Source organism: Nocardia sp. NPDC004860 (assembly GCF_040609015.1).
Classification (GTDB): Bacteria; Actinomycetota; Actinomycetes; order Mycobacteriales; family Mycobacteriaceae; genus Nocardia.
In genome coordinates this window covers 1-24,667 of sequence record NZ_JBEXJI010000019.1, presented here as the reverse complement: position 1 = coordinate 24,667, position 24,667 = coordinate 1, and the positions used below count along the sequence as shown (strand labels likewise).

Here is a 24,667-nt window from a genome sequence, read left to right as displayed (position 1 = left end):
GGGAAGGACTTTCCATGGTCTCGTTGAATCGGCGCACCGTGCTGCGGGCGGGTATCGGCGCCGGGGCGGTGGCCGCGGTCGGCGGGGTGGCGGGCCATCGGCTGCTCGGCTCGTCAGGTGCGCCGGGGGTCTGGCATCCGCCCGCGCCGATACGGGCGGCGGCGCTCGACAAGCGGCGGCTGGTGGTGATCGAAATGGCCGGGGGCAGTGACGGATTGTCGATGGCCGTGCCCTACGCCGACTCCCGCTACCGTGACCTGCGGCGCGGCACCGCCCTCGCCGCCGAGCACGTGCACGCCATCGACGGCGCGCTCGGCCTGCATCCACAGCTGAGAGAACTGGCCGCCGCCGGCGTCTCGGTGATTCCGGGCGTGGGTACCGCCAAACCCGATCTGTCGCATTTCGAGATGCTGCACCGCTGGCAGACCGGCGATCCCGAGGGCACCGCCCGCCCGGACACCGGATTCCTCGGGCGGCTCTGCGACCATCTCGGCGATCCGGCCGCACCCGCGGTGGGCGTGTCGCTGGGTGTCGGCGACACACCCGCGCTCGCCTGCGAACGGGTCACCACACTGTCCGTCGATGCCGGAAACGATGGCCTGTTCCCGGTTTTCGAGGACGAGAACGTCCGCGCCGCCTGGCTGGCAGCCCAGCGGGCCATGGCGCACCCCGACCGCGCCGACGCACCGCTTTTCGCCACCGCCCGGGCGGGCGGCGCGGCCGCGCTGCGGTTCTCGGATGTGGCGGCCACCCTCCCGGCGGCCGCGGACGGCTATCCGGGCAGTGACCTGGGTGTCCAATTGCGTTTGGCCGCAAGGCTGCTCGCCGACGACAACCACGGCCTGCGCATCGTGCACGTCCCCATGGGCGCGGACTTCGACACCCATACGAAGCACCCGCGCCGCTACGAGACCCTCATGCGGGAGCTCGACACGGCGCTGGCCGCCTTCCGCCGGGACCTGGCCGCCCGGGGCATCGCCGATCGCGTGCTCGTCGCCGCGTACAGCGAATTCGGCCGCCGCGTCCCGGTGAACGACTCGGAAGGTCTCGACCACGGCGCGGCCGGGACGGCCCTGCTGCTCGGGCCGACGAATCCCGGCGTCTTCGGGGAAACACCGTCACTGCGCGCCCTCGACGCGGACGGCAATCTGCGTGCCACGGTCGACATGACCGAGTTCTACGCCACCGTCGCCGAGAGCTGGTTCGGCGTCCCGGCCGGGGACGTCCTGCCCGGTTCCCCGCGTCCGCTGCCCGGGGTCGTGGCCGCGTGACAGGTACGGATGCTGTAATAGCCCAGGTGCGGGTACTCGTGTGCGAGGACGACAGGAATCTGGGCGACGAGGTCGCGGCCGGGCTGCGCGCGGCGGGTTTCGCGGTGGACCTGGCCCGCGATTACGCCGACGCCGACCTGAAGATCACCGTCAATACCTATGACTGCCTGGTCGTCGACCGCGGCCTGCCCGACGGCGACGGCCTCGACCTGGTGCACGCCCATCGGGACTCCGGGCAGCGCACGCCGGTCGTCATGCTCACCGCCCGCGATGCCCTCGCCGACCGGCTCGACGGCTTCGCCCACGGCGCCGACGACTATGTCGTGAAGCCGTTCGCCATGGACGAACTGGCCGCCCGTGTGGGCGCGCTGTGCCGCCGCCGGGAGCTGCCCGCACCCACCCGCACGGTCGTCGGCACCCTCGTGGTGGACCGGCCACGTCGCCGTGTCCACCGCGCGGGCACACTGCTCACCTTGACTCCCAAGGAGTTCGGTGTCCTGGAGCTCCTCGCGGTCCGCGCCGGAACCGTCGTGACCCGCGCCGAACTCATCGAATGCTGCTGGGACGAAATGGCCGAACCCGCCTCGAACGTGGTCGACGTCGTGGTCGCCCAGCTGCGCCGCAAGCTCGGCGCCCCGCCCCTCATCGAAACCGTCCGCGGCGCCGGTTTCACCATCACGCCGTGAAGTTCCGGCGGCGCACGACGGCCCACGGCCGCCCCGGTGACGCGGGCGCGCGACCGGTGGACGCCGATCCTGGTGCGGCCGGCCATGATTCGCGCGGCCGGCTCGCCCGCTGGCGGCGAAGCCGGCCCACGTCGCAACCGACCACGCCGGGCCGGCTGCGGCGCACGCGGTGGCTGCTGACCGGGCTGTTCACCGCGCTGACCGCCGTCTGCCTGATCGTGCTCGCGTCCCTCGCGGCCTCGATCGATGGGCATTCGCGGGAGAAGGCCCTGGACGCGGGCGTCGACCGGGTGGTCACCGGGCTGGCGCGCGAAGTGTACTGGAACGAGGACGGCGGCATCGATCTGGAGACCGTGCGCGGCGACGACGATCTGGCCAGTGGCCCCAGCGCCGTCGCGATTCTGGTCCGCGACCAGAACGGCCGCTGGCAGGAACTGTTCGTGCACAGGCGATCCGGACTGCCCGCGGACCTGACCGGACTCGCGCAGCGGGCCGCCGATGCCGAGGACACCCAGTGGCACAGCCGCACCGACCGCGACGGCAATCCGGTACGGCTGGCGGCGGCCCCGGCCTGGGACGACGACTCGAGCGTCGGCGCCGTCGTTTTCGCGGGCGGCGACCCGGCGCCGGGGGAGAGCGACCACCGCAGCCTGGTCGTGGCCCTGTGGGTCGGCGGGCTGACCCTGGTGGCGCTGGCCGCCGTGGCCGGGCATCTGCTGTCCGGGGTGAGCATGCGCGAGGCGGTGCGCATGCTCGACCAGCAGGAGCGCTTCCTGTCCGAGGCCTCGCACGAATTACGCACGCCCCTGGCCACTTTGCGGCTCTACCTGGATGCGGCGCTGCGTGATCCGGCCGACACCCGGCGCGCGGTCACCGACGCCCGCGCGCTGACCGACCGCATGGGCCGCATGGTGGCCGGGCTGCTGGCCCGTACTCGCGCCGAAACCGGTGTGGGCGAACTGGATCGGCAGCGCCTGCACCTGGACCAGCTGGTGGAGGGCGTGGTCGCGGAATGCGGCGCCGACGTCACCTTCACCGCGGAACCCACTGCGGTGCGGGCGGATCCGGATCTGCTGGCCCTGGCGGTCCGTAATCTCATCGACAATGCCCTGGTGCACGGCGGCACGCCCGTGGAGGTGCGGGTGGCGGCGGGCCAGGTGCTGGTGCGCGATCAAGGGCCCGGCCTGGATCCCGCGCTCACCGACCCCTTCCGGCATGGCGCGGTCGGGGCGCGCGGACACCACGGCATCGGCCTGTCACTGGTGCGATGGGTGGCGACCGTCCATTCCGGTTCGGTGACCCTGGCTCCGGCGCCGGGCGGCGGCACCCTGGCCACGCTCGCGCTGCCGGTCGCGCCCGAGGACGTGCCGGGCAGCTCGGCGGAGTTGTCGTGATCTTCATCACATCGGGCGTAGGGTGGCGCGGTGCCTTCCACTCGAGTCGAGAAGTTCGTCGGTGCCCCGCGTCCGAATGTCTTCCGGGCGCTCCTGGATGCGCATTCGGTGCGCACATGGATGGTTCCCGACGGCATGACCAGTCGCATCCATGAGTTCGATGCCCGCGTCGGCGGGCGGATCCGGATCTCGCTGACCTACGACCTGCACACCCGGGCGGGGAAGACGGCCCCGCACACCGACACCTTCCACGGTGTGTTCGCCCGGGTCGTGCCCGATCGCGAGGTGGTGCAGACCCTCGAATTCGAAACGGACGACCCGGATCTGCGTGGCGAGATGACGGTGACCTACACCCTCGACGACGTCCCGGGTGGGACCCGCGTGACCGCGTACCACGAGAACCTGCCGCCGGGACTCTCGCCCGACGAGAACGAGATCGGCTTCCGCGCGGCCCTGGCCAAACTCGCCGAGCACGCCGAGCAGGCCGAGCAGGCAGCCGAGGACTGACACCGCCCGCGAAATCCACTGACACTGCCCGCGAATTCGCCGTCGATCCCTCGGCATTGCGCGGCGATGAGCGCTGCCTACCGAGATGACCTGTGCGCTACCAGGAGATGACCGGCAGAACAAGCCTGGATGACCAGCCGGAAATTCGTACAGTTGATTGGTATGGCGCTGCCGGGTTTTCCGAATCCGTCCGGCGTCGCCGACTACGACGACCGGCGGCGTCGCGCGCGCCTGCGCGCGACCCGTTCGGGCGTCGGCTGGGTCCGCTGGCGGCGGACCCGGCTGCTGGTCCTGCGGCTGAGCCTGGTGCCGCTGGTGGCGCTGGGCGCCTTCGCCGAATACATGGGTCTGGACGTGCTGCCGGAGCAGGCCCGGCTGGCGCGCACCGAGCCCGCCGTGCTGCCCATCGCGGGCCCGTCGGACTCGCAGGCCGGCGACACCGCCGTCTTCGATTTGGTCGGGCTCGGCGTCCTCGACGCCAGTGACACCGCCCGGGCGCTGCCGTCGCTGCGGCGGCTGGGATCGGTGTGGGCGGTGCGCTACGACAACGCCGGTATCGACACCAAGGTCATCTCGGATCTGATCGTGAAGGTCACCGACGCGGCCAAGGTGCCGAACGTGGTGCTGACCGGGCACAGCATGGGCGGGGTCATCGCGCTGGAGATCGCCAAGCACCTGCACCAGGACAGCAGGAAGCGGGTGCGGGCGGTGCTCCTGGACTGCACGCCGGTGGATCTGAACGCGGTCCGCCCCGAGAGCCGCGACCAGGGCGAGGAAATGCTGCGCTGGATGGGCTGGGTGCCCGGCGCGCGGGAGAGCCGGCTGCTGCGGCTGATCGTGGAAACGTATGCGCGCCATGAGAGTTTCGTCGGCGGACGCTATGTGATCCGCGGCGACGAGTTCCGCGCAGCGGTGAAGAACGTTCTGCGCGACAAGATCCTGAACACCAATGCCGCCAGCAACGGCCTGATCGAGGCCCAGTTCAAGGCCATCGTGGCCGGCGGCGCGGTCGACGATCTGCGGGCGCTGTCCAAACCCGCTGCGGGCAAACCCCGTCCGGCCATCGTGTTCATCCGGCCGCACAACCCGTACGACGATCCGATCGTGGATGTGGAGTACTCGCACAAGGTGCTGATCGACCAGGTCGGTGGCGTGAACGGGACGCTGCTGGTGGTGACCACGCGAACCACCGGGCACGCCAACCCGATCGAGCGGCCGCAGGAGTACAACACGGTCATCGAGCAGCAGGTGGTGCCGTTCGTGCGGCAGGTGCAGGCCGACGAGGCGGCGGTGGTCTCGGTCGGGCGCTGACCGATCGGCGGGTCAGCGCACCGCGTCGTCGGCGGCCGGGCGGATCAGCGGATGCGGCTGCCCAGCAGGTGGCGGACGCCACTGACGAACAGCTGCAGCCCGAAGTCGAAACGGGCGGTGGCGTCGGGCATGTCGTAGAGCGGCGAGTTCTCCTCGGTCAGCGCGCCCGCGGAATCCATCTGGATGCGCGACTGCTCGTCCACCGTCTGGCCGAGCACGTAGTACAGCAGCGTGTAGGCGGCGAGTTCGGCTTCCTCGCGCGTCATGCCCGCGCGAATCGCGGCGCTGGCCAGGCGTTCCCGGCCCTTGCTGGTGGTGAGGCGGGAAGCGTATGTGGCCGAGACCAATTCGGCGCCGTCGCGATAGGCCAGCAGGCATTCGCGCAGCCGGTGCGCCAATTCGGTCATCTGCTTGGACCATTCGTCGGCCCGGACCGGTTCGTCCATCGGCGCGAGAATCCGGTCGGCGATCGCACCGAGCAGCGCCTGCTTGTTGGGGAAGTGCCAGTACAGCGCACCGGGCTGGACGTGCAGCGAGCTTGCCAGCCGGCGCATGGTCAGATCCGCCAGACCGTACTGGTCGAGAATGGCGATGGCCCCGTCGACCACGTCCGTGCGATGGAGTTGCACTGAAAAACCCGACCCTCTCGTGTTCCGGCTCACGTTCCGGACTGCTAGCCTACCCTGAACACCGTTCAAGTTGCTCGGCCACACCGGTCGGACGAAGGGATTCGCGCGGACATGACTCAGGCAGCCGTCACCACCGATGCTGTGACCACAGCAGGCGATGACATTCTCGCCATCGCCCGCGAGCAGGTGCTCGAGCGCGGCGTCGGCCTGACCCAGGACCAGACCCTCGAGGTGCTGCGCCTCGGCGACGACCGGCTCGAGGAGCTGCTCGGCCTGGCGCACGACGTGCGCATGAAGTGGTGCGGGCCCGAGGTCGAGGTCGAGGGCATCATCTCGCTCAAGACCGGCGGCTGCCCGGAGGACTGCCACTTCTGTTCGCAGTCAGGACTTTTCCAGTCCCCGGTGCGCGCGGCGTGGCTCGACATCCCGTCGCTGGTGGAGGCCGCCAAGCAGACCGCGAAGACCGGCGCCACCGAGTTCTGCATCGTGGCCGCGGTGCGCGGTCCGGACGAGCGGCTGATGGCGCAGGTCGCCGCGGGCGTCGAGGCCATTCGCAACGAGGTCGACATCCAGGTCGCCTGCTCGCTCGGCATGCTCAACCAGGAGCAGGTGGATCAGCTGGCCGCCATGGGCGTGCACCGCTACAACCACAACCTCGAGACCGCGCGCTCGCACTTCCCGAACGTGGTCACCACCCACACCTACGACGAGCGCTGGGACACCCTGCGCATGGTGCGCGAGGCGGGCATGGAGGTCTGCTCCGGCGGCATCCTCGGCATGGGCGAATCCCTGGAGCAGCGCGCCGAATTCGCCGCGCAGCTGGCCGAACTGGAGCCCGACGAGGTTCCGCTGAACTTCCTCAACCCGCGCCCGGGCACCCCCTTCGGTGACCTCGAGGTGCTGCCCGCCGCCGACGCCCTGCGCGCGGTCGCCGCGTTCCGCCTGGCCCTCCCGCGCACCATTCTGCGTTTCGCGGGCGGCCGCGAGATCACCCTCGGTGATCTGGGCGCCAAGCAGGGCATCCTCGGTGGCATCAACGCCGTCATCGTCGGCAACTACCTGACCACCCTGGGCCGTCCCGCCGAGGCCGACATCGATCTGCTCGGTGAGCTCAAGATGCCGATCAAGGCGCTCAACGAAACCCTCTGAGACGAGCGGGCTATGGAAAACCGGTACCGTGGCGGTACGGTCTCTCCGGCCCGCATTACCGTGCACTGCTATTGAGACACGAAGGATCCATCGAGGTGATCGTGGACATCGAGGAGCGCTACAACCCCTTCACGGGTAAGCGGATCGTGCCGGGTCTGGATGATCCGGTTCCCGCGGCCGCCGCTCTGGGCCTCGAGCCCCCACGCTTCTGCGAACAGTGCGGTCGCCGCATGATCGTGCAGGTCAGCCCCGACGGCTGGTGGGCGAAATGCTCCCGCCACGGTGTTCTCGACTCCACGAGCCTGGAACACCGCTAGTGGCAACCACACTCACCGCCGAGCCGGGCGGACTACGCGTCGACGTACTGATGCGGGAAGTGCGCGCGGCGGCGGTGGTGTGCACCGTCCTCCTCGCGGTGAGCGCCCTGGCCGGGGTGGTGTGGGCGTTCCTCGCTCCCGCCGAGCAGCTGCTGGTGGTCGAACCCGACCGCGGCACCGCCCTCACCGGTGAGAGCATGCATCGTTTCGATGCCCTCGCCATTTTCGTGCTGATCGGCATTGTGCTCGGTGTCCTCGGCACGGCCGCGGCCTGGCGCTGGCGCCGGGCGCGGGGGCCCGTGCTGCTGTCGGGCATTCTGCTCGGCTCGCTGGGCGGCGCCTTCCTGATGAAGGTGGCGGGGGAGGCCGTCGCCGAGCAGTTGCACACCCGCCCCCAGCATCCCGCCCTCCACTCCATCGTGGATTTCGCTCCCGCCGTGGAGGGTTGGGCCGCGCTGATCGCGCAGCCGCTGGCCGCCGCCGTGGTGGCGCTCCTGCTGACCGCGCTCAGCACCTCCGACGATCTCGGTAGCGGCCAATTCCTCCCGTTCGGCGGCAGCCGCCCCGATCCGGCCGTGCTCGCCGGGCCGCAGTACGGTTCCGCCATCACCTACGGTCCGTACCCCGGCGGCGTGCAGCAGGCCATGGGCGTGCGAGAACCCGTGGTGCCCTTCGACGCTCCCGGTTCGCTGCCCGATTCCGGCGCCACCCGCTGACCCGGCTCCGGCAATATTCGCTGGAGCCCGGGCGTTGTACCCCCTACCGTATTCGCGTCCACGGATCCGAATCACCCAGGGGGACCCATGAAGCCCGCACCTGCCGATCGTGCCGGCTCGGCACCGGCGGAACGCCCCGACCTCACCGCGTGGCGTCAGCGTCACGAACTCCGCAGATCCAATGCGTCCCAACCGATCCCGAGCGGCCGCCGCTACAGGCGCACCACCAAACACCGCGATCGTTCCCAGGACCGATGATCGCCTAGCGGTATCCACGTTTGAGCAGGTACCCGGCACCCGCTTCGAAGGCCGCCGGGCTGAGGAGCGCGAAGTCGAAGGCATCGGCGAGACGGTTGGTGGTATTGAATGCCGCGCAGACCGCCAGGGCGTCCTCGATCTGTTGCGGCGTGACGCCTGCCGACAGCACCTTGCGCATGTCCGCGCTGGTCACCGTGCCCTCGCGAGTGAGTGTGCCGAGCATCCGAAGGGTTGCCCGCAGACCGTCCTCGATGGGCGCCGAATCCACATCGGTCAGCACCGATCGGACACGGTCGTCATCCGCGTAGGCCTGGGCGGCGGTGGCGGTGTGCGCGCCGATGCAGAAGTCGCATTCGTTGACCTTGGAGATATGGGCGGCCATCAGTTCCCGGTCGGCGACCGACCAGGCCGAGGGGCCGCGCATGGCCTCGTGCGTGAAGGTTTTCGCCTGGGCGCCATAGAAGTCGGGGCGGTAGAAGACCAGCTTGGCGGCGTCCGGCACGGGCTGGCGAGAGAACAGTCCGATGAGGCCGAACAGGAGCTTGGTCGTCGGGCGGTAGCCGTCGTTGAGAATATCCGGGCGCATCAGGCGTCCTCCGCTGCGGCTGCCAGAGCGGCGAGCCCGGCCTCGTACAGCCGGGCCGACTGGCCCACCGCCGCGCAGACAACCAGCTCGAAGAGCTGATCCTGGCTGTAGCCCGCGGCCTCGGCGGCGGCGAAGTCCGCGTCGGCGGTCTGCGTCGGCCTGGTGGCGACCTTGCCGATGAGCTCGCGTAATGGGGGCGGAAGATCGGCATTGTGAAAGGCGCGGGCGCGCAGGTCTTCCGGCGCCGTCCCCGTCCCGTTCAGCACCCGGTCCACCAGGGCGCGGTGTGCTGCTCGCTTCCTGTCCTCGGTTGCCACGACCGCCTCCGTCGGCTCAGCTACCCACTTTTCCCTGTGACCACCATAGGCCCGCGCTCGATCCCGGCGCCGCATGCTCCTCTCGTGACGGGTTCGGGGCCGCTCACGAGGTGTGAATCCTGGTGAAGGGCACCAGGATTGCGGCGGTGCGCGAGGGGTCCTCGACGAAGGGGGTGTGTCCGGCGTCGGGGATGGTCGTCACTGTCGCACCGGGGACGCGGCGGTATTCGTCCGTGGCGGTGTCGGGGCGCCAGCGGCGGTCCCGGTCACCGAAGATCACCAGGAGCGGTTTGCCGAGGTCGGTGAGGCGGTCCGGGAGGGTGCGCCGGGTGATGTAGTCGGTGCTGGCGGCGTCGGTCGCGATGAGAGCGTGGTAGGTCATGCCGCGCAGGTCGTCGACGAACTGCTGGGGTATCGGGTAGGTGTCGGTGGCGAAGGCGCTGTGCAGGGCCTGACGCAGAAGGTCGTCGGTGCGAACCTGCCAGAGCACGTCGCCGATGCCGGGGGTGGTGAGGAGTTGGGAGGCCGGGCCTTCGGAGGTGTCGTCGCTCATGGCCGGGCCGGCGTCGATCAGGGCCAGGCCGGTCACCAGATCGGGGCGTTGTTCGGCGACCGAGGTGGCGACCGCGCCGCCGGTGGAGTGGCCGACGACGAGGGCGTGCCGGATGCCGAGCTGGTCCAGCACACCGGCGACGCGATGTCCTTGCTGCGGAATCGAATAGTCGTCACCATCGGGTTTCGCGGAACCACCGTGACCGAGCAGCTCGACGCGAATGATGTGATAGCCGGGCAACAGCGGCACCACCTGGTCCCACCAGTGAGCGGACGCACCGAGGCCGTGGATCAGCACCAGAGCGGGATCATCGCCCGGGCCGTCCTGGCTGATGTGGATGTCCTGGCCGTCGACGGTCAGCGTCGAATCGCCTGTGGCGGCGGCGCTCCGCGCTGTCGTCACCGCGGCGCAGCCCAGCACGAGAAGCATGCTGAGGGCGGCCGCGGCCACCGGGCGTCGCGGGCCGTACCTCCGGCCACGTCGGTGGGCACGCTGTTCCTGCCGGTGGCGGGCCTGCTTTCTTGGCGAGTGGCCGGAGAGTCGGGTCGGAGATTCTTGCGCATGGCCGGGGCGTGCGGCTGAGGAAGTCACGCACTTACGGTCGCCGTCGCCGCACCCCTCCGGCTTGAACAAATGTTCCGCGGCCACCACCATGAAGGCGTGCGCGTCACCGCACCCGAACCTGTCTGGGATGTCGTCTGCCCCTCGCGGCCCGGCCGGCTCCCCGGTATCCGCATGGCCGGCTTCCGCGATCGCGGGGTGAATCCTGTTGATCAGCTGGCGCTGCCGCATCCCGACATCACCCTGCTGCTGGAGTTCGGCCCCGGCGCGGTCACCGTCGACGACGCTGCGGGCCGGTGCGGGGGCAGCCTGGTCAGCGGGCTCGGGACCGGCACCCGGCGCGTGCGCGGCGCGCAGATCGAATGCGTGCAGGTGCGCCTGTCTCCCCTGATCGCGGGTCCGCTCCTGGGCGTCCCCCTCGCCGAATTGTCCGACACCCTGGTGCCTTTGGATGCCCTGTGGGGTCGCGAGTCCGCGCTGATCCGCGAACAACTGGCCGAAACCCCTTCGTGGGACCAACGTTTCGCACTCATCGAGGCCCTGCTCGCCCGCCGCTACGCGGACGCGCCGTCGGCCGACCCGGAGGTGGTCTGGGCCTGGCGCCGCATCCGCTCCGGTCACGGCCTGGTCCGGGTCGACGCCCTCGCCGACGAACTCGGCTGGACCCGCAAACGCCTGTGGTCCCGATTCCAGACCCAACTCGGCCTGCCCCCCAAACGGGCCGCCACCCTGATCCGCTTCGACCACGCCGTCCACCGCCTCGCCGCCGGCACCGACCCGGCCCGCGTCGCCGCGGAAACAGGCTACGCCGACCAATCCCATCTCCACCGCGACATAGTCGCCTTCTCCGGCATCACCCCCACCGCCGTCGCCGTGACCTCCTGGCTCGCCGTCGACGACATCGCCTGGCCGACCGCCGGGATGACGAGCATGTCCACCGAATCGTGGGTCGGTGCGCGATGATCATTGGATGCAGATCCGGGATTCTCATCCGATTGTGGATGCCGTGCTCGATCGGCATCGGCGGGAGGTCGGTGATTCGTTGCCGGTGTACCGGAATCATGTGTTGCGCTGTTTGAACTATCAGCAGTTGTTGCTGGGGGAGGCGGTGCCGGATGTTGCGGCGCTGGCGTGGGCGGTGCACGATCTGGGGATCTGGACGGTGGGGAGCTGGGACTATTTGGCTGCGTCGGCGGATCTGGTGGGCTGTCACGCTGCTGAATTCGGGATCGGCGATATAGCGGCTGCACGTCGGATGGTGCTCGAGCATCATGGCCTTCGCGGCGTCGACGATCGGTTGGCCGAGACCTTCCGCGTCGCCGACCGGATCGATGTGACACACGGGCTGCTTCATCGACCAGTGTCCAGGGCCGAGGTGAAAGCTGTTGTCGCACAGTTGCCCTATGTCGGCTTTCACGCATTCCTGGCCCGGCAAGCCGCTCGCTATGCGCTGACCCATCCGACGCGTCCGATGCCCATGGTCCGCTGGTAGTTCCGGCTATCGGTGCGAGTCGGGAACGGCGAAGCCGAAGGCGCGAGTTCGCCACCGACGCGTCGCCTCTCACCCGACCCGTCCGTTCCCGAGGGCGCGCCGGTGGTCCGCGACAAGCAGCTGGCCGAGGGCTATGCCTCCGTCGTTCGGGGGGACGTGGCGGTGGCTGTAGACGTCGAATCCGTCGCGCTCGAGCATTGTGAGGGAGTTGACCAGGAGGAATTCGTTGAGGAATACGCCGCCGGAGAGGACGACCTGCCGGATGCCGGTGGCACGGGAGATCTCGCGGCATTGCCGCCGGACCATGGTGACCACGCCGGAATGGAACCGCCGGCTGATCTGTGGGAGCGGTAGGCCGGCGGCGAGGTCCTCGGCGATCGCGCGGATCACCGGTCCGAAGTCGACTTCGGTTGTGGTGTAGTCGAACTCGTATCCGTCGGCCATGGCGAGGTCCCGCTCGAGCAGGCCCTCCAACTCGATCGGGCCCTGGGCCTCGTACTCGGCGTAGCAGCAGATATCCAGGAGGGCGGCGACCCCGTCGAAGAGCCGGCCCATACTCGATACCTCGGGCGAATTGATTCCTTGCGCTCGCATCGTCGAATACACATGCCGGCGATCCGGCTCGAGCCGGCCGATCGCCGGGAACGCCTTGACGGCGGTGTCGATATCGCCGAATGCGTCCAGGGCGACCGATACCCCGGTCCGAATCGGTTCGTGCACCGCTCGGTCACCGCCGATCAGCGCCAAACGCCGCAAATGCGTTGCCCGCTCGAATCTTTCGAAGCCACCCACCAGGAATTCCCCGCCCCAGATGGTGCCGTCGGTGCCGTAGCCGGCTCCGTCGAACACCACACCGATGGCCGGTCCGGTGAGCCGATTCTCCGCCATGCACGCCGCCATATGAGCGTGATGATGTTGGACGAACACGGGATCGCCCGGTTCGCCGATGCCCTCGTGCGCACTGCTGGAGCGGAACTGCGGGTGCATGTCGTAGACACCCGCCGCGGGCTCCAGATCATAAAGCGACGCCAGGTGTGCCGCCGTCTTGCGATGAGCGGCAAAGGTTTCGTCGTTCTTCAGGTCGCCGATGTGCTGGCTGAGGAAGACCCGGGAACCGGCGGAGTGGGCCACCGTCGTCTTGAGTTCGGCGCCATAGGCGACGAGCGGAGCCAGCGGACGGCCGACGTCCACCGGATACGGCGCATACCCGCGCGCTCTGCGCAGGAACGTCACCAGGGGGCCGTCCAACGCGGGGTGGGCGGACAACCGGACCACGGAATCGTCGACCCTGATCTCGATTTCGCGGTCGTGGTAGAGGATCACATCGGCGATCTCGAAAAGCTGCCGGAGCGCATCCTCGTTGCGATGGACTATCGGATAGCCGGAGATGTTTCCACTCGTCATGATCACCGCGTCCAGGCCGGATTCGTCCAGCAGCAGGTGATGATGCGGTGCCGAGGGCAGCATCAGTCCCAGATTCGGATTCCTCGGGGCGACGCCTTCCGGGAGCGCGCCGGAACGCTTGCGCGCCAGCAGGATCGGCCGCGCGGGCGATCGCAGCAGTGCTTCCTCGGCGGCGGACAGTTCCACGATCCGATGGGCGGTGGCCAGATCCCGGACCATGACGGCGAAGGGTTTCGAATCCCGGCGTTTGCGCTCGCGGAGCAAGGCCACCGACTCGGCGCGGCGCGCATCCACGGCGAGATGGAAGCCCCCGACACTCTTGACGGCCGCGACCCGTCCCGCCGTCAATTCCCGTGCGCACCGGCGCAATGCGTCCTCGCCTTCGAGAACCGCTCCCTGCCGGTCGGCGAGGAACAGACGAGGTCCGCAGTCGGCACAGGCATTGGGCTGCGCGTGGAAGCGCCGGCTCATCGGATCCCGATACTCCCGGTCGCACCTCTCGCACATGGTGAACGAGCGCATCGTGGTCTGCGACCGGTCGTACGGAAGCGCGCGAATGATCGAATAGCGTGGACCGCAGTTCGTGCAGTTGATGAACGGGTACCGATAGCGGCGATCGGCCGGATCGCGCAACTCGGCCAGGCAGTCGGCACACACATGCGTATCCGCGGGCACCAGAGCGACTTTCGCTCCGCCGTGCGCACTGTGCACGATCTCGAAATCGGTGGCCGCCGACCGCCCCGCCGATCGGCTGAGGGCTACCACGCCATCGACGCGGGCCAACTCCGGAGCCCTGCTCGCCAATTCCTCGCTGAAGCGCCGCAGCACGGACTCGTGGCCGCTCGCCTCGATGAGCACGCCCTCGGGATCGTTGCGAACCCATCCGGCCAAGTGCCGTTCACGGGCGAGCTTGTAGACGAACGGGCGATAGCCCACGCCCTGAACGACGCCGGTAACCCTGATTTTCCAGGTCGCATGTTCGGTCATGACATCGGTTCAACACAGCCGGGGCAGCTCGGCGCCGCGGAGAGGTTGCAGTGTGGATTCGCGGCCGGCGGAATCCCGGAGAACGACCGCCGCGCCATCGAGAGCGGTCACCTCGCCGATCGCCACCGCGTGCCGGCCGTACTCGTGCGCGTGGAGCGCGGCGAGTACCTGATCGGTCGCCCCGGGATCGATGAAGATCGCCACGCAGCCCTCGTTGGCGCAGTGCAGTGGATTGATCCCCAGCATGTCCGCCGCCATCGCGGTCTCGTGCTGAATGGGCAATGCCGGAGCCTCGATCCGGATTGTCTTGTCCAACTTGCCCGCGTACTCGTGCAGCACCGCCGCGAGTCCGCCGCGGGTGACATCGCGCATCGAGCGAATCGATCCGGCCGGCACCGCGGCGAGCACGCCGTCGATCATGGTGTTGAGGGGTGCGCAATCGCTGAGGACCCGGCTTTCGAAGCCGAGGCCCTCCCTGATCGACAGCAGATGCACGGTGTGATTACCGAGGGGGCCGGACAGGATGACCGCATCCCCGGGGCGCACGGCGTCCATCCGCAGTGGCTCCCGGACGAAGAAACCGACCCCACTTGTGTTGAGGTACAACTGATCCGCTTCCCCGGCGCGCACGACCTTCGTATCGCCGCACACGATCTGCACGCCGGCTTCGCGAGCGGTGTCCCTGATCGAGGTCAGTACGCGGGACAGACGGTCGAACGGCAGTCCCGTCTCGAGGATCATTCCGAGCGTGAGATACCGCGGGGCCGCTCCCGAGACCGCGAGATCGTTGACGGTCCCGCACACCGCGATCTTTCCGATGTCGCCATTGCCGAAGAACGGAGGGTCGACCACGAAGCTGTCCGTGGTCATCGCGATACGGCTGCCCTCCACCGCGAGGACGGCACTGTCCTCCATCTCGCCCACATAGACGTCGCCCAAGGTCTCCGCGATGAATGCCACGAGTTCGCTCGACAGTGTCGCGCCGGTGCCGTGGTCGAGTTGGATCTGCTGGGTCGCGAGAGTCACGGTGTCTTGGTCTCCTTCCGGGGGAGGCCGCCGTTCTCATCGATCGTCCGCAGAATTTCCCCGGAATCGGCGACTGTGGCGCAGTAACCCTCGAGCCATTCGAGTGCACGCTGCCGGTCGGCTTCGACGGCGGAGAATACGCAGTCGCTCGGCACGCCGACAATGTATCCGCGGAAGAATGCGTCGGCCGCAGTCGTCTGAATACAGATCTGGGTTTGCAGACCGATGAGAATCAGGGTCTCGACCCCGATTGCCTGGAGTCGTTCGTGCAGATCGGTCTCATAGAATCCGCTGTCCTTGCTCCGCTCCTGAACGATATCGTCCGGCTCGAGGAAATCCCGGATCACTTCGGCGCCCGCCGTGCCGCGCAGCGCGGGGACACGGCCGTCGTACCGTTCGGCGAGGGGATCGTCGGGTTCGTTGATGAGCTGCAGGTGAAAGACGGGATAGCCGCGTTTCCGCAGATCGGACAAGAATCCCGCCACATGTGCGGTCGCCGCGGCGATCGCCGCCCGGCGTTCCGGATTCTTTCCGACGATATCGTACTGCAAGCCGCTCGTGAGGACTGCAATCTTTGACATGTCGACTACTCCAGTAATTAGTTGTTCTGCGTCGTGTCCGAGTGATTTTGCAGATCCTGGGCGATATTCGACCAGTTGACCGCGCATTGATTCGCGAATTCGATGATGTGGTCCCGGGTGTGCGGGAGAATGGCGTCGGCTATCTTCTCGATATCGGTGCTCTTCACCGCGTGCTGATGCATCCAGCGCAGGAGGTCGCGGCCGCTGGCACTCATACGCAGCGCCGGGTCCCGGGCCAGCAGGGCCAGCAGGGCGCCGAGGTCCGCCGGCTTCTCGGGAGGCGAAGGGGGTGCCGGCCGATCGGAGGTGTCGGAGAGTTTGCTCTCCTGCTCCGGTGGGGTACGGGGAGGTCTGTGCTCGTTCGAATGAACGAGCGGATCATCCCCGCGTTCGAGCCGGGCGCGTACATCGCGAACGGTGGACGGGGACAAGCCGACTTCTTGAGCGATGCTGCGCAGGGACGCGTCCGGGCGGGCCAGGATCAGCTCGGCGGCGGTGCGCCGGGCCGATTTGGTGTCGACGGGTCGTAGGCGGCCATCACTTCCCAGGCGATGGCTCGATCGCGAATCGTCGTGAATCCGGCCGCGGATCGCCGCCACGGTCTTCGCGGACAGGCCCGCGGTGGTCGCGATCGAGCGATCCGACCAGTGCGGATGCGTCCGCATGATGCGTTCCGCGGCAGCGCGCCGATCGCTCAGCGACAGCGGCAGGCCGTGGGTCGTGTTTTCGCGTACCCCGACGATGAATGCGAGTTCCTCGGAACCGTCCACCAGATATGCATCAATATGTGTGAATCCCTTCAGTCGCGCGGCGAATGTGCGGTGAAATCCATCGATGACCCGCATTGTGGGCCGATGAACGAGAATGGGCGGCAAAGGCCACTCGGCCTCGACCAACCTTTCGATGTGCGAATGATCCTCACCCTCGGATCTCGGGGAGCCGATAGTAACCAGCGATGCAATCTCTAAGGTTGTTCTGACGCGGTTCAATTTCGAGGAGTGCTCCAAATATGTAGTGCCCCTTGGTCTTACAGGGTCAGAATTCGAAAATTACCGCAGGCTCATCCTTCCGGCAAGAGGACTCGACCGGTCGGCATGGTTGTTGTGATCGCCCACCGTCCCATGTGCCGTGGGAGTGTGTCGATCCACAGGTCGTGTGCCACTTCCCGGGCTGTGCAACTGGGCGAAAGCCGCAGTTGCACAGCGTGATTCGAGCCATCGCCGCAGGACAGGAGGCCCGGCGGGGTGTGGTTGGGTGCACTGTGCCCGCTCACAGTCGGATGCGTCACTCGGTGGGATCGACGACGTGCGCCCGGCCCTTGTCCCGAAGATCGACATGTGCGGTAATACCGTGGCCGACTTCGGTTTCCATATATGTAAATCGCAATAACACGAATATGCTCGGGGAGATTCGATGTCCATGACCGGTACCGAGCGTGAAAAGGACGCGGCGGTCGTCCCGTTGCGCTGGGTGGGCCCGATCAAGATCACTGGCAATGTGGTGGACGAACCGATCGAGGTCCCGCTGGCCACCTACGAGTCACCGCTGTGGCCGTCGGTGGCGCGCGGCGCCAAGATCACCAGGCGTTGCGACCGCGGCGTCGTGTGCACGCTCGTCGACGAACGGATGACCCGGTCGGTCCTGCTCGAGGCCGACGACGCCGGTGCGGCACTGGCGGCGGTCCGCCGGCTCGGGGATGCCATGGGGGAGATGCGCCGGATCGTCGCCGACTGCAGCCGCTATGCCGAACTCCTGAATGTCCGGCACCAGATCGCCGGAAATCTGCTGTTCGTGCGATTCGAATTCGCTACCGGCGACGCTTCCGGCCACAATATGGCGACCCTGGCCGCCGATGCCCTCCTCGCGTACCTGGTGCGCGTATTCCCCGGTCTGCGTTACGAATCCGTGTCGGGGAACTTCTGCACGGACAAGAAAGCGTCCGCGGTGAACGGCATTCTCGGCCGCGGCAAGAATGTGGTGACCGAACTGCTGATCCCGCGTGCCGTGGTGGCGAACGATCTGCACACGACCGCGCGGCGGGTAGCTGCTCTCAATGTCCGCAAGAATCTGATCGGAACGAGTCTGGCGGGCGGAATCCGTTCCGCGAACGCGCATTACGCGAACATGTTGCTGGCGGTCTACCTGGCCACCGGCCAGGACGCGGCCAATATCGTCGAGGGCTCGCAGGGCATCACGCACGCCGAGGACCGCGATGGTGATCTCTATTTCTCGTGCACGCTGCCGAACATCATTGTCGGAACGGTCGGAAACGGAAAGGGATTGGATTTCGCCGCGGCGAATCTCGCCAGGTTGGGCTGCGGTGCGGACCGGGCGACGGGGGAGAATGCCCGCCGGCTCGCCGTGGTGACAGCGGCGGCGGTGCTGTGCGGCGAGCTGTCGCTGCTGGCGGCCCAGACGAACGCCGGCGAACTGATGCGGACGCATCTGAATTTCGAACGCCCACCATCGGATAGAGAGAATTGACGTGGTGTTTCCTATTGGAATTCACGATATCGCGTTGGCGACCGGGCATTACGCGCTGGACCTCGAGGAGTTGGCAGAGCGGCACGGCGTCGACCCCGGCAAGTACACCGTCGGCCTGGGGCAGAGCACGCAGACCGTTCCGGCGACGGACGAGGACATCGTCACCATGGCCGCCGCCGCGGCGAAGCAGATCATGGCCGAGCACGACGCCGGGGATATCCGCACCGTCCTGCTCGCGACCGAGACCGGGATCGACCAGTCCAAAGCGGCCGCGATCTATGTGCAGGACCTGCTGGGATTACCGTCCTCGACGCGGGCGGTGGAATTGAAGCAAGCGTGTTACGGGGGCACGTCGGCGCTGCACTTCGCGGCCGGACTCGTGCACCGCAACCCCGGCCACAAGGTACTGGTGCTCGCCAGCGATATCGCGAAATACGATCTCGGTTCCGCCGGTGAGGCCACGCAGGGCGCGGCCGCCGTCGCCATGCTGGTGTCGGCGGACCCGGCCGTCGCGGTCCTCGAGCCCGTGTCGGGTCTGTACACCGCCAATGTGCAGGACTTCTGGCGACCCAACTACCGCTCGACACCGATGGTGGACGGCAAGCTGTCGGTCTCGTTGTATCTCGAAGCGGTGGAACAGGTGTGGAAGGACTACGAAGCCCGCGGCGGCCGGGCGATCCAGGATTTCGCGGCGTTCTGTTATCACCAGCCGTTCACCAGAATGGCCTACAAGGCGCACGCGCGGTTGCTGGAAATCCACGGTATCGACACCGATAACGCGCGGCTGGACGCGGACCTCGCAGCCACCACTGTCTACAATCGCCTTGTCGGCAACAGCTATACGGCCTCGCTGTACGTGGGTCTCATGTCGTTGCTCGACCACGCCGAGGACCTCAGCGGGCGCTCCGTCGGAATGCTGAGCTACGGATCGGGTTGTGTCGCGGAGTTTTTCGGATTGTCGATGGTGCCGGGATATCGGCGGCGACTGCGGACCTCGGCCAACCAGTCCGCCATCGCGCGACGGGAGCCGATCTCCTACGAAAGATATCGTGAGATAAGGGAATTCGAGTTACCCGAGGACGGTTCGTCGAAGGTATTGGCGGTCGACGGGGCCGGGCCGTTCCGTTTGCGGGCCGTTGCCGAGCATTCGCGAATGTACGAGGCATGTCACCTGATTCAGGCATGAGGATGGGTGCTGAACGGTCGGCGGACCGCACCCTCGGTCATGGCCGGGCCGTCGCCAAACTGATCCTGCTCGGTGAGCATGTGGTGCTCTACGGTCGCCCGGCCATCTCGCTGCCGGTGCCGCTCATGGGGGTCACCGCCACCGCGCGCCGATCCAGGGGCCCGGTCACCGTGGAGTCGACGAACGTGGCAGGCCGGGAACCGGCTGCGGGGCCGGGCGATACCGCGGTGTCGCGGCTCGCGGTAGCGGCGGTCTGCCACCATCTCCGGGTTCCCGATGAGGGCCTGGCCATCGCCGTCGACAGCGATATCCCGAGCGAGCGGGGTCTGGGTTCGAGCGCGGCAATCGCGGCGGCCATCATCAGGGCGGTCGCCGATCTGTGGGATCGAAAACTGTCCGGTGAAACACTTTTCGCGCTGATCCAGGAATCGGAGGCGCTGGCGCACGGGAACGCCAGCGGCGTCGATGCGCGCACGGTGATCGGCTCGGCCGGGCCGCTCTGGTTCCAGGACGGGGTGGCCCGGCCACTTCCGGTGGCGGACAGCGCGGATCGAGCGGTCCTGGTGGTGGGCGACACCGGTGTGCCGGGCAGCACCCGAGTGGCGGTGGCGACCGCGCGCCGGCGACTGCACGCCCTCGGCGCGGCAGGTGAGGATCTGCTCGAGCGAGCCGGGCAGCTCACCCACGGTGCTGCCGAGCATCTGCGGTTCGGGCGGTTCGCCGAGCTGGGCGATGCCATGACCGGCGCACAGCGGATTCTGGTGCGATTGGGCGTCAGCTGCCCGGCCGTCGACGAGCTGGTGACCGCCGCACTGGCCGGGGGAGCTCTGGGCGCCAAACTCTCCGGCGGCGGGCTCGGCGGCTGCGTCATCGCATTGACCACCGACGCCCCCGCCGTCCACACGGCACTGCTCGCGGCAGGTGCCCAGCGCTGTCTCGAGGTTCCGTTGAATCCGGTGGAAGTATGAATTCCGTTGCGGCGATCGCGCATCCGAACATCGCCCTGATCAAGTACTGGGGCAAGCGGGACGAGGTCCTGCACCTGCCGATGACCACCAGCCTGTCGCTGACCCTGCGGGAATTCCCCACCACGACCAGGGTCACGGTGGGGCCGGACTCGACCGCCGACCGGGTGACCTTCTCCGGAGCCCCGGCGCCCGCGGCCTTCGCCGCACCGGTCTCGCGGTTTCTCGAGCTGGTGCGCGAGCGGACCGGCGACCGGCGGTACGCGGTGGTGGACACCGTGAACACGGTGCCGACCGCAGCCGGACTGGCCTCCTCGGCCGCGGGTTTCGCCGCACTGGCGCTGGCCGCCGCGACCGCCTACGGACTGGACCTGGATCGAGCCGCGCTGTCCCGGCTGGCGCGCCGCGGGTCCGGCAGTGCGGCGCGCTCGGTCTTCGGTGGCTTCGCGGTGTGGTGGCGTGGCGTGGGTGCCGGCGCGGCCGGTGACCTGAGCAGCTTCGCCGAGCCGATCGACGCGCCGCTGCTGGATCCGGCGCTGGTGGTGGCCCTGGTCGATACCCGCGAAAAGGCGGTTTCCAGTAGGGAAGCCATGCGGCGGACCATGGCCACGTCGCCGTTCTATCCGCCGTGGGTGGCGGAGTCCGCCCGGGACCTGGACCGCATGCGGGCGGCGCTGCGCGAGGGCGATCTGGCGACCGTCGGGGAGATCGCCGAGGCCAACGCCCTCGGGATGCATGCCACCATGCTCGGCGCCCGACCGGCCGTACGGTATTTCGCACCCGGCACGCTGCGGGTGCTGGACCTGGTGCTGGAGTTGCGTGCCGCGGGCATCGGCGCCTGGGCCACGATGGACGCCGGTCCGAATGTGAAGGTGCTGTGCGATTCCCGCGACAGCGCTGTCGTCGCGGCGGCCGTCGCCGAGGTGGCCGGGGGAGCGGAGCGGATCGTGGTCACCACCGCCGGGCCCGGTGCCGTCCTCTCCGACAGCGGAGAACGATGATCACCGTTGCCGTTCCGGGCAAGCTGTACATCGTCGGCGAATACGCGGTCCTGGAGCCGGGCAGCGCGGCGGTGCTGGTCGGCATCGATCGCTATGTGCGCGTGCGTCTTACCCCGGTGAGCTCGGTCGATCCTGTGGTGCGGACGATCATCACCAACCGCGCGCCGGGGCGTTGCATCGAATTCATCAGCCGGGGAGTGTGTTTCGAGCCGGTGTCAGCGAGGACAGCCGGTGCGGTCGGGTTGTCCCATGTGCTGGCGGCCCTGGCCATCGTCGATCGTTACGCGGCCGAGTCAGGGCACGAGCCGGTGGGCTTCACCCTCGAAATCGACTCCCAACTGGATGATTCCGCCACCGGACGCAAATACGGGCTGGGGTCCTCCGGAGCGGTGACCGTAGCGGTGGTACGGGCCGTCGCCCGGGCCTACGAGTTGCCGCTGGATCCGGATACCGAGACGAAACTGGCTCTGCTGTCGGTGTTCTCGGTGGATCCGCACTGCTCCGGGGGTGATGTCGCGGCCTCGGCGCACGGCGGCTGGGTGTACTACCGGACCCCGGATCGCGCCGCCCTGACCGCGGCGCTGGCGCGGCCGGACACCGAACTGGGGGCGCTGATCCGGCAGCCGTGGAGATACCTGACGGTACGGTCGCTGCCGCCCCCTCGCGAGCTGTCCCTGGAAGTGGGATGGGTTGGGCGACCGGCGGATTCGAGCGCGCTGGTCGCGGCCATGAAACGGGCCGTCCGACACCATGGTTCGGCCTATCGGGAGTTCGTCACCGCCAGCGATCAGTGCGTCGAGCAGTTCGCGACGGCATGCCGCTCCGGCGACGATCGAGCGGCCGAGCTCGCGCTGAGCACCGCCGGTCGCCTGCTCCGTGAGCTGGCCGCGGTATCCCGTACCGCCATCGAGAGTCCCGAACTGTGTCGATTGCGCTCTCTGGCCGAGGAACTCGGTGCGGCGGCGAAGAGCTCCGGCGCGGGCGGCGGCGACTGCGGAATCGCCCTGATCGATCCCGCCCGCGCGCCGGCCCTGCGGCAGCGCTGGCGAGCCGCCGGCGTCGAACCGCTGAATCTCCGGGTACCCGAGAGGAAAGAGAGCAGCAGATGAGCTATGCCAGCCGCAAGGACGATCATGTCCGCCTGGCCGTCGCACAGCATCGCGAATCGATGGCCGGGCATCGCCGGTCTCCGTTCGATGAGGTCGCCTTCGTCCACCACGCCCTGCGTGGCACCGCGGAGCACGCCGTCTCGCTCGCCACCGAGGTGGGCGGCACGACGTGGCCGGTGCCGCTGTACATCAACGCGATGACCGGCGGCAGCGCCCGCACCGGCGAGGTGAATCGTGGACTGGCCATCGCCGCGCGGGAGACCGGCTTGGCGATCGCGTCGGGTTCGATGAGCGCGTACCTGGCAGACGGTTCGGTGGCCGAGACCTACCGCGTGCTGCGCGGCGAGAATCCGGACGGCTACGTCATCGCCAACGTCAACGCCAATGTCACACCGGAGATGGCGATGCGCGCGGTGGAGCTGTTGGGTGCCGACGCACTGCAGGTGCACGTCAATGCGATCCAGGAGATCGTGATGCCGGAGGGCGATCGGGACTTCTCGGCCTGGCCGCGCCATATCGCTCGCCTCACCGAGACGCTGGGCATACCGGTGATCGTGAAGGAGGTCGGGTTCGGGATCAGCGCCGATACGGTCACGCGGCTGGCCGAGCTCGGCGTGCGGATCGTCGATGTATCCGGCAATGGCGGAACGAATTTCGCGCTGATCGAGAATGCCCGGCGGCGAGGAGCCGACTTCGGCCTGCTCGCCGACTGGGGCCTGTCCACCCCGGCCTGCCTGGTCGACGGAGCCGAAGCGGCCCTGACGAACGGGGTCGCGCTGCTCGCCTCCGGAGGGGTGCGCACTCCGCTCGATGTCGTTCGCGCCCTGGCGCTCGGCGCCCGCGCGGTGGGGGTATCCGGGCACTTCCTGACGATCCTCGAGTCCGAGGGGGTCGATGCGCTGATCGCGGCGATCACCGCGTGGATCACGCAGATCCGGCAGCTCATGGTGGTGCTCGGCGCGGACACCGTGCGCGCGCTGGCGGATGCCGACCTGCTGCTGACCGGCGGGCTCGCCGAGATCTGCCGACTGCGCGGCATCGACCCGGCCGCCTACGCCCGGCGCTCGCGGAATCCACTGCGGCCCATCGTGCCAACGAGCCGCCTCCGCTGAGATCAGCGCGCTCATATCGAATGAATTTGCGGCACACCACATCCGGCGCGCGTGGGGTAGCTCGATTCGCTGAGGTTGCTGATACCCTACCCGCGAGTAACATGGATTGCGCTAAGTTACCCGCGGGTAACTTAGCGCAAGTTATGATGCGACGAGCGCCGAGCGACACAGCGTCGCTTCGTGAATGAAAGGCCACTGCATGAGCCCCTTGCAAATAACGCTGGGCATCATCTCCATACTGGTCGGTGTGCCCGCGTGGGCCGGGTTCGTTTTGGCGGTGCGCAATATCGTGCGCACCATCCGGCTGGGGCAGCCGGCACCGGACCGGTTCGGGCCGTTCCTGCCCCGAATCGCCACCCTGGTCAAGGAATTCGCGGCGCACACCCGCATGGTGAAGTTCCGGACCGTCGGCTGGGCGCACTGGCTGGTCATGGTCGGCTTCCTGCTCGGGTTCGTCACCGTTTTCCAGGCGCAGGGGCAGATCTTCAGCCCCACCTTCACGTGGCCGTTGATCGGTGACACCCTCGTCTATCACCTGCTCGACGAGCTGTTGGGGCTGGGCACCATCGTCGGTGTGTTGGCGCTCATCATCATTCGGCAGGCCAACCACCCGCGGCGGCCCGCGCGGCTCTCGCGGTTCTCCGGCTCCAACTTCCTGGCGGCCTACTTCGTCGAGCTCATCGTGCTCGCCGAGGGCATCAGCATGGTCGGTGTGAAGGCCTTGGTGCAGGCCTACACCGGTGAGCACCACGCCGCCAGCGACTTCGTCAGCATGCATATCGCCAAGCTGCTCCCCGCGAGCGCCGCGGCGGTCTCCGTCTTCGCGTTCTGCAAGCTGATGACGGCGCTGGTGTGGGTCGTGGTGGTCAGCCGCAATATCGACTGGGGTGTGGCGTGGCACCGGTTCGCCGCGTTCTTCAATATCTATTTCAAGCGTGAGGCCGATGGCGGTGTGGCGCTGGGTGCGGCGAAGCCGATGATGTCGGGTGGTAAGCCGATCGAGATGGAGACCGCGGATCCGGACAATGACACTTTCGGTGTGGGTAGGTTCGAGGATTTCTCGTG

At 68.1% G+C, this 24,667-nt stretch carries 24 protein-coding genes and 1 pseudogene; 17 read left to right on the top strand and 8 right to left on the bottom strand.

From position 1 onward, the window contains the following. Nucleotides 1–14 precede the first annotated feature (14 nt). The 5 genes from ABZV44_RS29000 to ABZV44_RS28980 all read left to right on the top strand — a co-directional run bounded on the left by ABZV44_RS29000 (nt 15) and on the right by ABZV44_RS28980 (nt 5,169). Nucleotides 15–1,271: a DUF1501 domain-containing protein gene (locus ABZV44_RS29000; RefSeq protein WP_354842864.1), complete on the top strand. Its 1,257-nt coding sequence runs from the start codon at nt 15–17 to the stop codon at nt 1,269–1,271. Between the two features lie 26 nt (nt 1,272–1,297). Further along, the gene (locus tag ABZV44_RS28995; RefSeq protein WP_354842861.1) at nt 1,298–1,957 is read left to right on the top strand and encodes a response regulator transcription factor; all 660 of its coding nucleotides are present in this window, start codon (nt 1,298–1,300) and stop codon (nt 1,955–1,957) included. Then, nucleotides 1,954–3,351 carry a HAMP domain-containing sensor histidine kinase gene (locus ABZV44_RS28990; protein WP_354842858.1) on the top strand — a complete coding sequence of 466 codons (1,398 nt, stop codon included), beginning with the start codon at nt 1,954–1,956 and terminating at the stop codon, nt 3,349–3,351. The genes ABZV44_RS28995 and ABZV44_RS28990 overlap by 4 nt, the downstream gene beginning before the upstream one ends. Nucleotides 3,352–3,381: 30 nt before the next feature. Then, on the top strand, nt 3,382–3,858 hold the full coding sequence (locus ABZV44_RS28985) for an SRPBCC domain-containing protein (RefSeq protein WP_354842855.1): 477 nt from the start codon (nt 3,382–3,384) through the stop codon (nt 3,856–3,858). A 162-nt stretch (nt 3,859–4,020) separates the two neighbouring features. Then, on the top strand, nt 4,021–5,169 hold the full coding sequence (locus tag ABZV44_RS28980; RefSeq protein ID WP_354842852.1) for an alpha/beta hydrolase: 1,149 nt from the start codon (nt 4,021–4,023) through the stop codon (nt 5,167–5,169). Nucleotides 5,170–5,213: 44 nt separating this feature from the next. On the opposite strand, the gene ABZV44_RS28975 is transcribed toward ABZV44_RS28980, so the two are convergent. After that, complete coding sequence (locus tag ABZV44_RS28975; RefSeq protein ID WP_354842849.1) at nt 5,214–5,798, bottom strand: TetR/AcrR family transcriptional regulator C-terminal domain-containing protein; 585 nt, start codon at nt 5,796–5,798, stop codon at nt 5,214–5,216. A gap of 111 nt (nt 5,799–5,909) precedes the next feature. Here ABZV44_RS28975 and bioB point away from each other — a divergent pair, with 111 nt between their 5' ends. The 3 genes from bioB (at nt 5,910) to ABZV44_RS28960 (ending at nt 7,980) form a co-directional block, all read left to right on the top strand. Further along, nucleotides 5,910–6,947: a biotin synthase BioB gene (gene bioB / locus ABZV44_RS28970; protein ID WP_354842846.1), complete on the top strand. Its 1,038-nt coding sequence runs from the start codon at nt 5,910–5,912 to the stop codon at nt 6,945–6,947. A gap of 101 nt (nt 6,948–7,048) precedes the next feature. Beyond that, the gene (locus ABZV44_RS28965) at nt 7,049–7,264 is read left to right on the top strand and encodes a hypothetical protein (RefSeq protein WP_354843205.1); all 216 of its coding nucleotides are present in this window, start codon (nt 7,049–7,051) and stop codon (nt 7,262–7,264) included. Further along, entirely contained in the window at nt 7,264–7,980 is a 717-nt protein-coding gene (locus ABZV44_RS28960) for a DUF2567 domain-containing protein (protein WP_354842844.1), read from the top strand. Before ABZV44_RS28965 ends, ABZV44_RS28960 begins: the two co-directional genes overlap by 1 nt. 262 nt (nt 7,981–8,242) lie before the next feature. On the opposite strand, the gene ABZV44_RS28955 is transcribed toward ABZV44_RS28960, so the two are convergent. The 3 genes from ABZV44_RS28955 to ABZV44_RS28945 all read right to left on the bottom strand — a co-directional run bounded on the left by ABZV44_RS28955 (nt 8,243) and on the right by ABZV44_RS28945 (nt 10,096). Then, on the bottom strand, nt 8,243–8,824 hold the full coding sequence (locus ABZV44_RS28955; RefSeq protein WP_354842841.1) for a carboxymuconolactone decarboxylase family protein: 582 nt from the start codon (nt 8,822–8,824) through the stop codon (nt 8,243–8,245). Beyond that, on the bottom strand, nt 8,824–9,141 hold the full coding sequence (locus ABZV44_RS28950) for a hypothetical protein (protein WP_354842838.1): 318 nt from the start codon (nt 9,139–9,141) through the stop codon (nt 8,824–8,826). The genes ABZV44_RS28955 and ABZV44_RS28950 overlap by 1 nt, the downstream gene beginning before the upstream one ends. Nucleotides 9,142–9,244: 103 nt before the next feature. Next, nucleotides 9,245–10,096 carry an alpha/beta hydrolase gene (locus ABZV44_RS28945; protein ID WP_354842835.1) on the bottom strand — a complete coding sequence of 284 codons (852 nt, stop codon included), beginning with the start codon at nt 10,094–10,096 and terminating at the stop codon, nt 9,245–9,247. Between the two features lie 258 nt (nt 10,097–10,354). On the opposite strand from ABZV44_RS28945, the gene ABZV44_RS28940 reads away from it, so the two are divergent. Next, nucleotides 10,355–11,218, top strand: coding sequence for a helix-turn-helix domain-containing protein (locus ABZV44_RS28940; protein WP_354842832.1), 864 nt, complete (start codon nt 10,355–10,357; stop codon nt 11,216–11,218). Between the two features lie 7 nt (nt 11,219–11,225). Beyond that, nucleotides 11,226–11,747, top strand: a complete 522-nt coding sequence (locus tag ABZV44_RS28935) for a hypothetical protein (RefSeq protein WP_354843202.1) — start codon at nt 11,226–11,228, stop codon at nt 11,745–11,747. A gap of 69 nt (nt 11,748–11,816) precedes the next feature. Here ABZV44_RS28935 and hypF read toward each other — a convergent pair whose 3' ends face one another. The 4 genes from hypF to ABZV44_RS28915 are packed head-to-tail and all read right to left on the bottom strand — an operon-like array spanning nt 11,817 to nt 16,752. After that, nucleotides 11,817–14,138, bottom strand: coding sequence for a carbamoyltransferase HypF (gene hypF / locus ABZV44_RS28930; RefSeq protein ID WP_354842829.1), 2,322 nt, complete (start codon nt 14,136–14,138; stop codon nt 11,817–11,819). 9 nt (nt 14,139–14,147) lie between these two features. Continuing rightward, a complete protein-coding gene (gene hypE, locus ABZV44_RS28925; RefSeq protein ID WP_354842826.1) occupies nt 14,148–15,164 on the bottom strand; it encodes a hydrogenase expression/formation protein HypE in 1,017 nt (338 codons plus the stop codon). Then, the gene (locus ABZV44_RS28920) at nt 15,161–15,832 is read right to left on the bottom strand and encodes a cysteine hydrolase (RefSeq protein WP_354842823.1); all 672 of its coding nucleotides are present in this window, start codon (nt 15,830–15,832) and stop codon (nt 15,161–15,163) included. The genes hypE and ABZV44_RS28920 overlap by 4 nt, the downstream gene beginning before the upstream one ends. After that, the gene (locus ABZV44_RS28915) at nt 15,763–16,752 is read right to left on the bottom strand and encodes a ParB/RepB/Spo0J family partition protein (protein WP_354842820.1); all 990 of its coding nucleotides are present in this window, start codon (nt 16,750–16,752) and stop codon (nt 15,763–15,765) included. The genes ABZV44_RS28920 and ABZV44_RS28915 overlap by 70 nt, the downstream gene beginning before the upstream one ends. Before the next feature lie 412 nt (nt 16,753–17,164). Between ABZV44_RS28915 and ABZV44_RS28910 the strand changes: the two genes are divergently transcribed. The 7 genes and pseudogenes from ABZV44_RS28910 to ABZV44_RS28880 all read left to right on the top strand — a co-directional run. After that, nucleotides 17,165–18,229: a hydroxymethylglutaryl-CoA reductase gene (locus ABZV44_RS28910; protein ID WP_354843199.1), complete on the top strand. Its 1,065-nt coding sequence runs from the start codon at nt 17,165–17,167 to the stop codon at nt 18,227–18,229. 4 nt (nt 18,230–18,233) lie between these two features. Beyond that, on the top strand, nt 18,234–19,415 hold the full coding sequence (locus ABZV44_RS28905; protein ID WP_354843197.1) for a hydroxymethylglutaryl-CoA synthase: 1,182 nt from the start codon (nt 18,234–18,236) through the stop codon (nt 19,413–19,415). A gap of 2 nt (nt 19,416–19,417) precedes the next feature. Continuing rightward, on the top strand, nt 19,418–20,383 hold the full coding sequence (mvk, locus tag ABZV44_RS28900) for a mevalonate kinase (RefSeq protein WP_354842817.1): 966 nt from the start codon (nt 19,418–19,420) through the stop codon (nt 20,381–20,383). Next, nucleotides 20,380–21,381, top strand: coding sequence for a diphosphomevalonate decarboxylase (gene mvaD, locus ABZV44_RS28895; protein ID WP_354842814.1), 1,002 nt, complete (start codon nt 20,380–20,382; stop codon nt 21,379–21,381). The genes mvk and mvaD overlap by 4 nt, the downstream gene beginning before the upstream one ends. Next, nucleotides 21,378–22,490 (top strand): phosphomevalonate kinase, encoded by a 1,113-nt coding sequence (locus tag ABZV44_RS28890; RefSeq protein WP_354842812.1) that lies wholly within the window; start codon nt 21,378–21,380, stop codon nt 22,488–22,490. The genes mvaD and ABZV44_RS28890 overlap by 4 nt, the downstream gene beginning before the upstream one ends. Next, nucleotides 22,487–23,602: a type 2 isopentenyl-diphosphate Delta-isomerase gene (fni, locus tag ABZV44_RS28885; protein ID WP_354842809.1), complete on the top strand. Its 1,116-nt coding sequence runs from the start codon at nt 22,487–22,489 to the stop codon at nt 23,600–23,602. The genes ABZV44_RS28890 and fni overlap by 4 nt, the downstream gene beginning before the upstream one ends. Nucleotides 23,603–23,801: 199 nt before the next feature. After that, nucleotides 23,802–24,667: pseudogene (locus ABZV44_RS28880) on the top strand (Fe-S oxidoreductase); the annotation flags it as partial.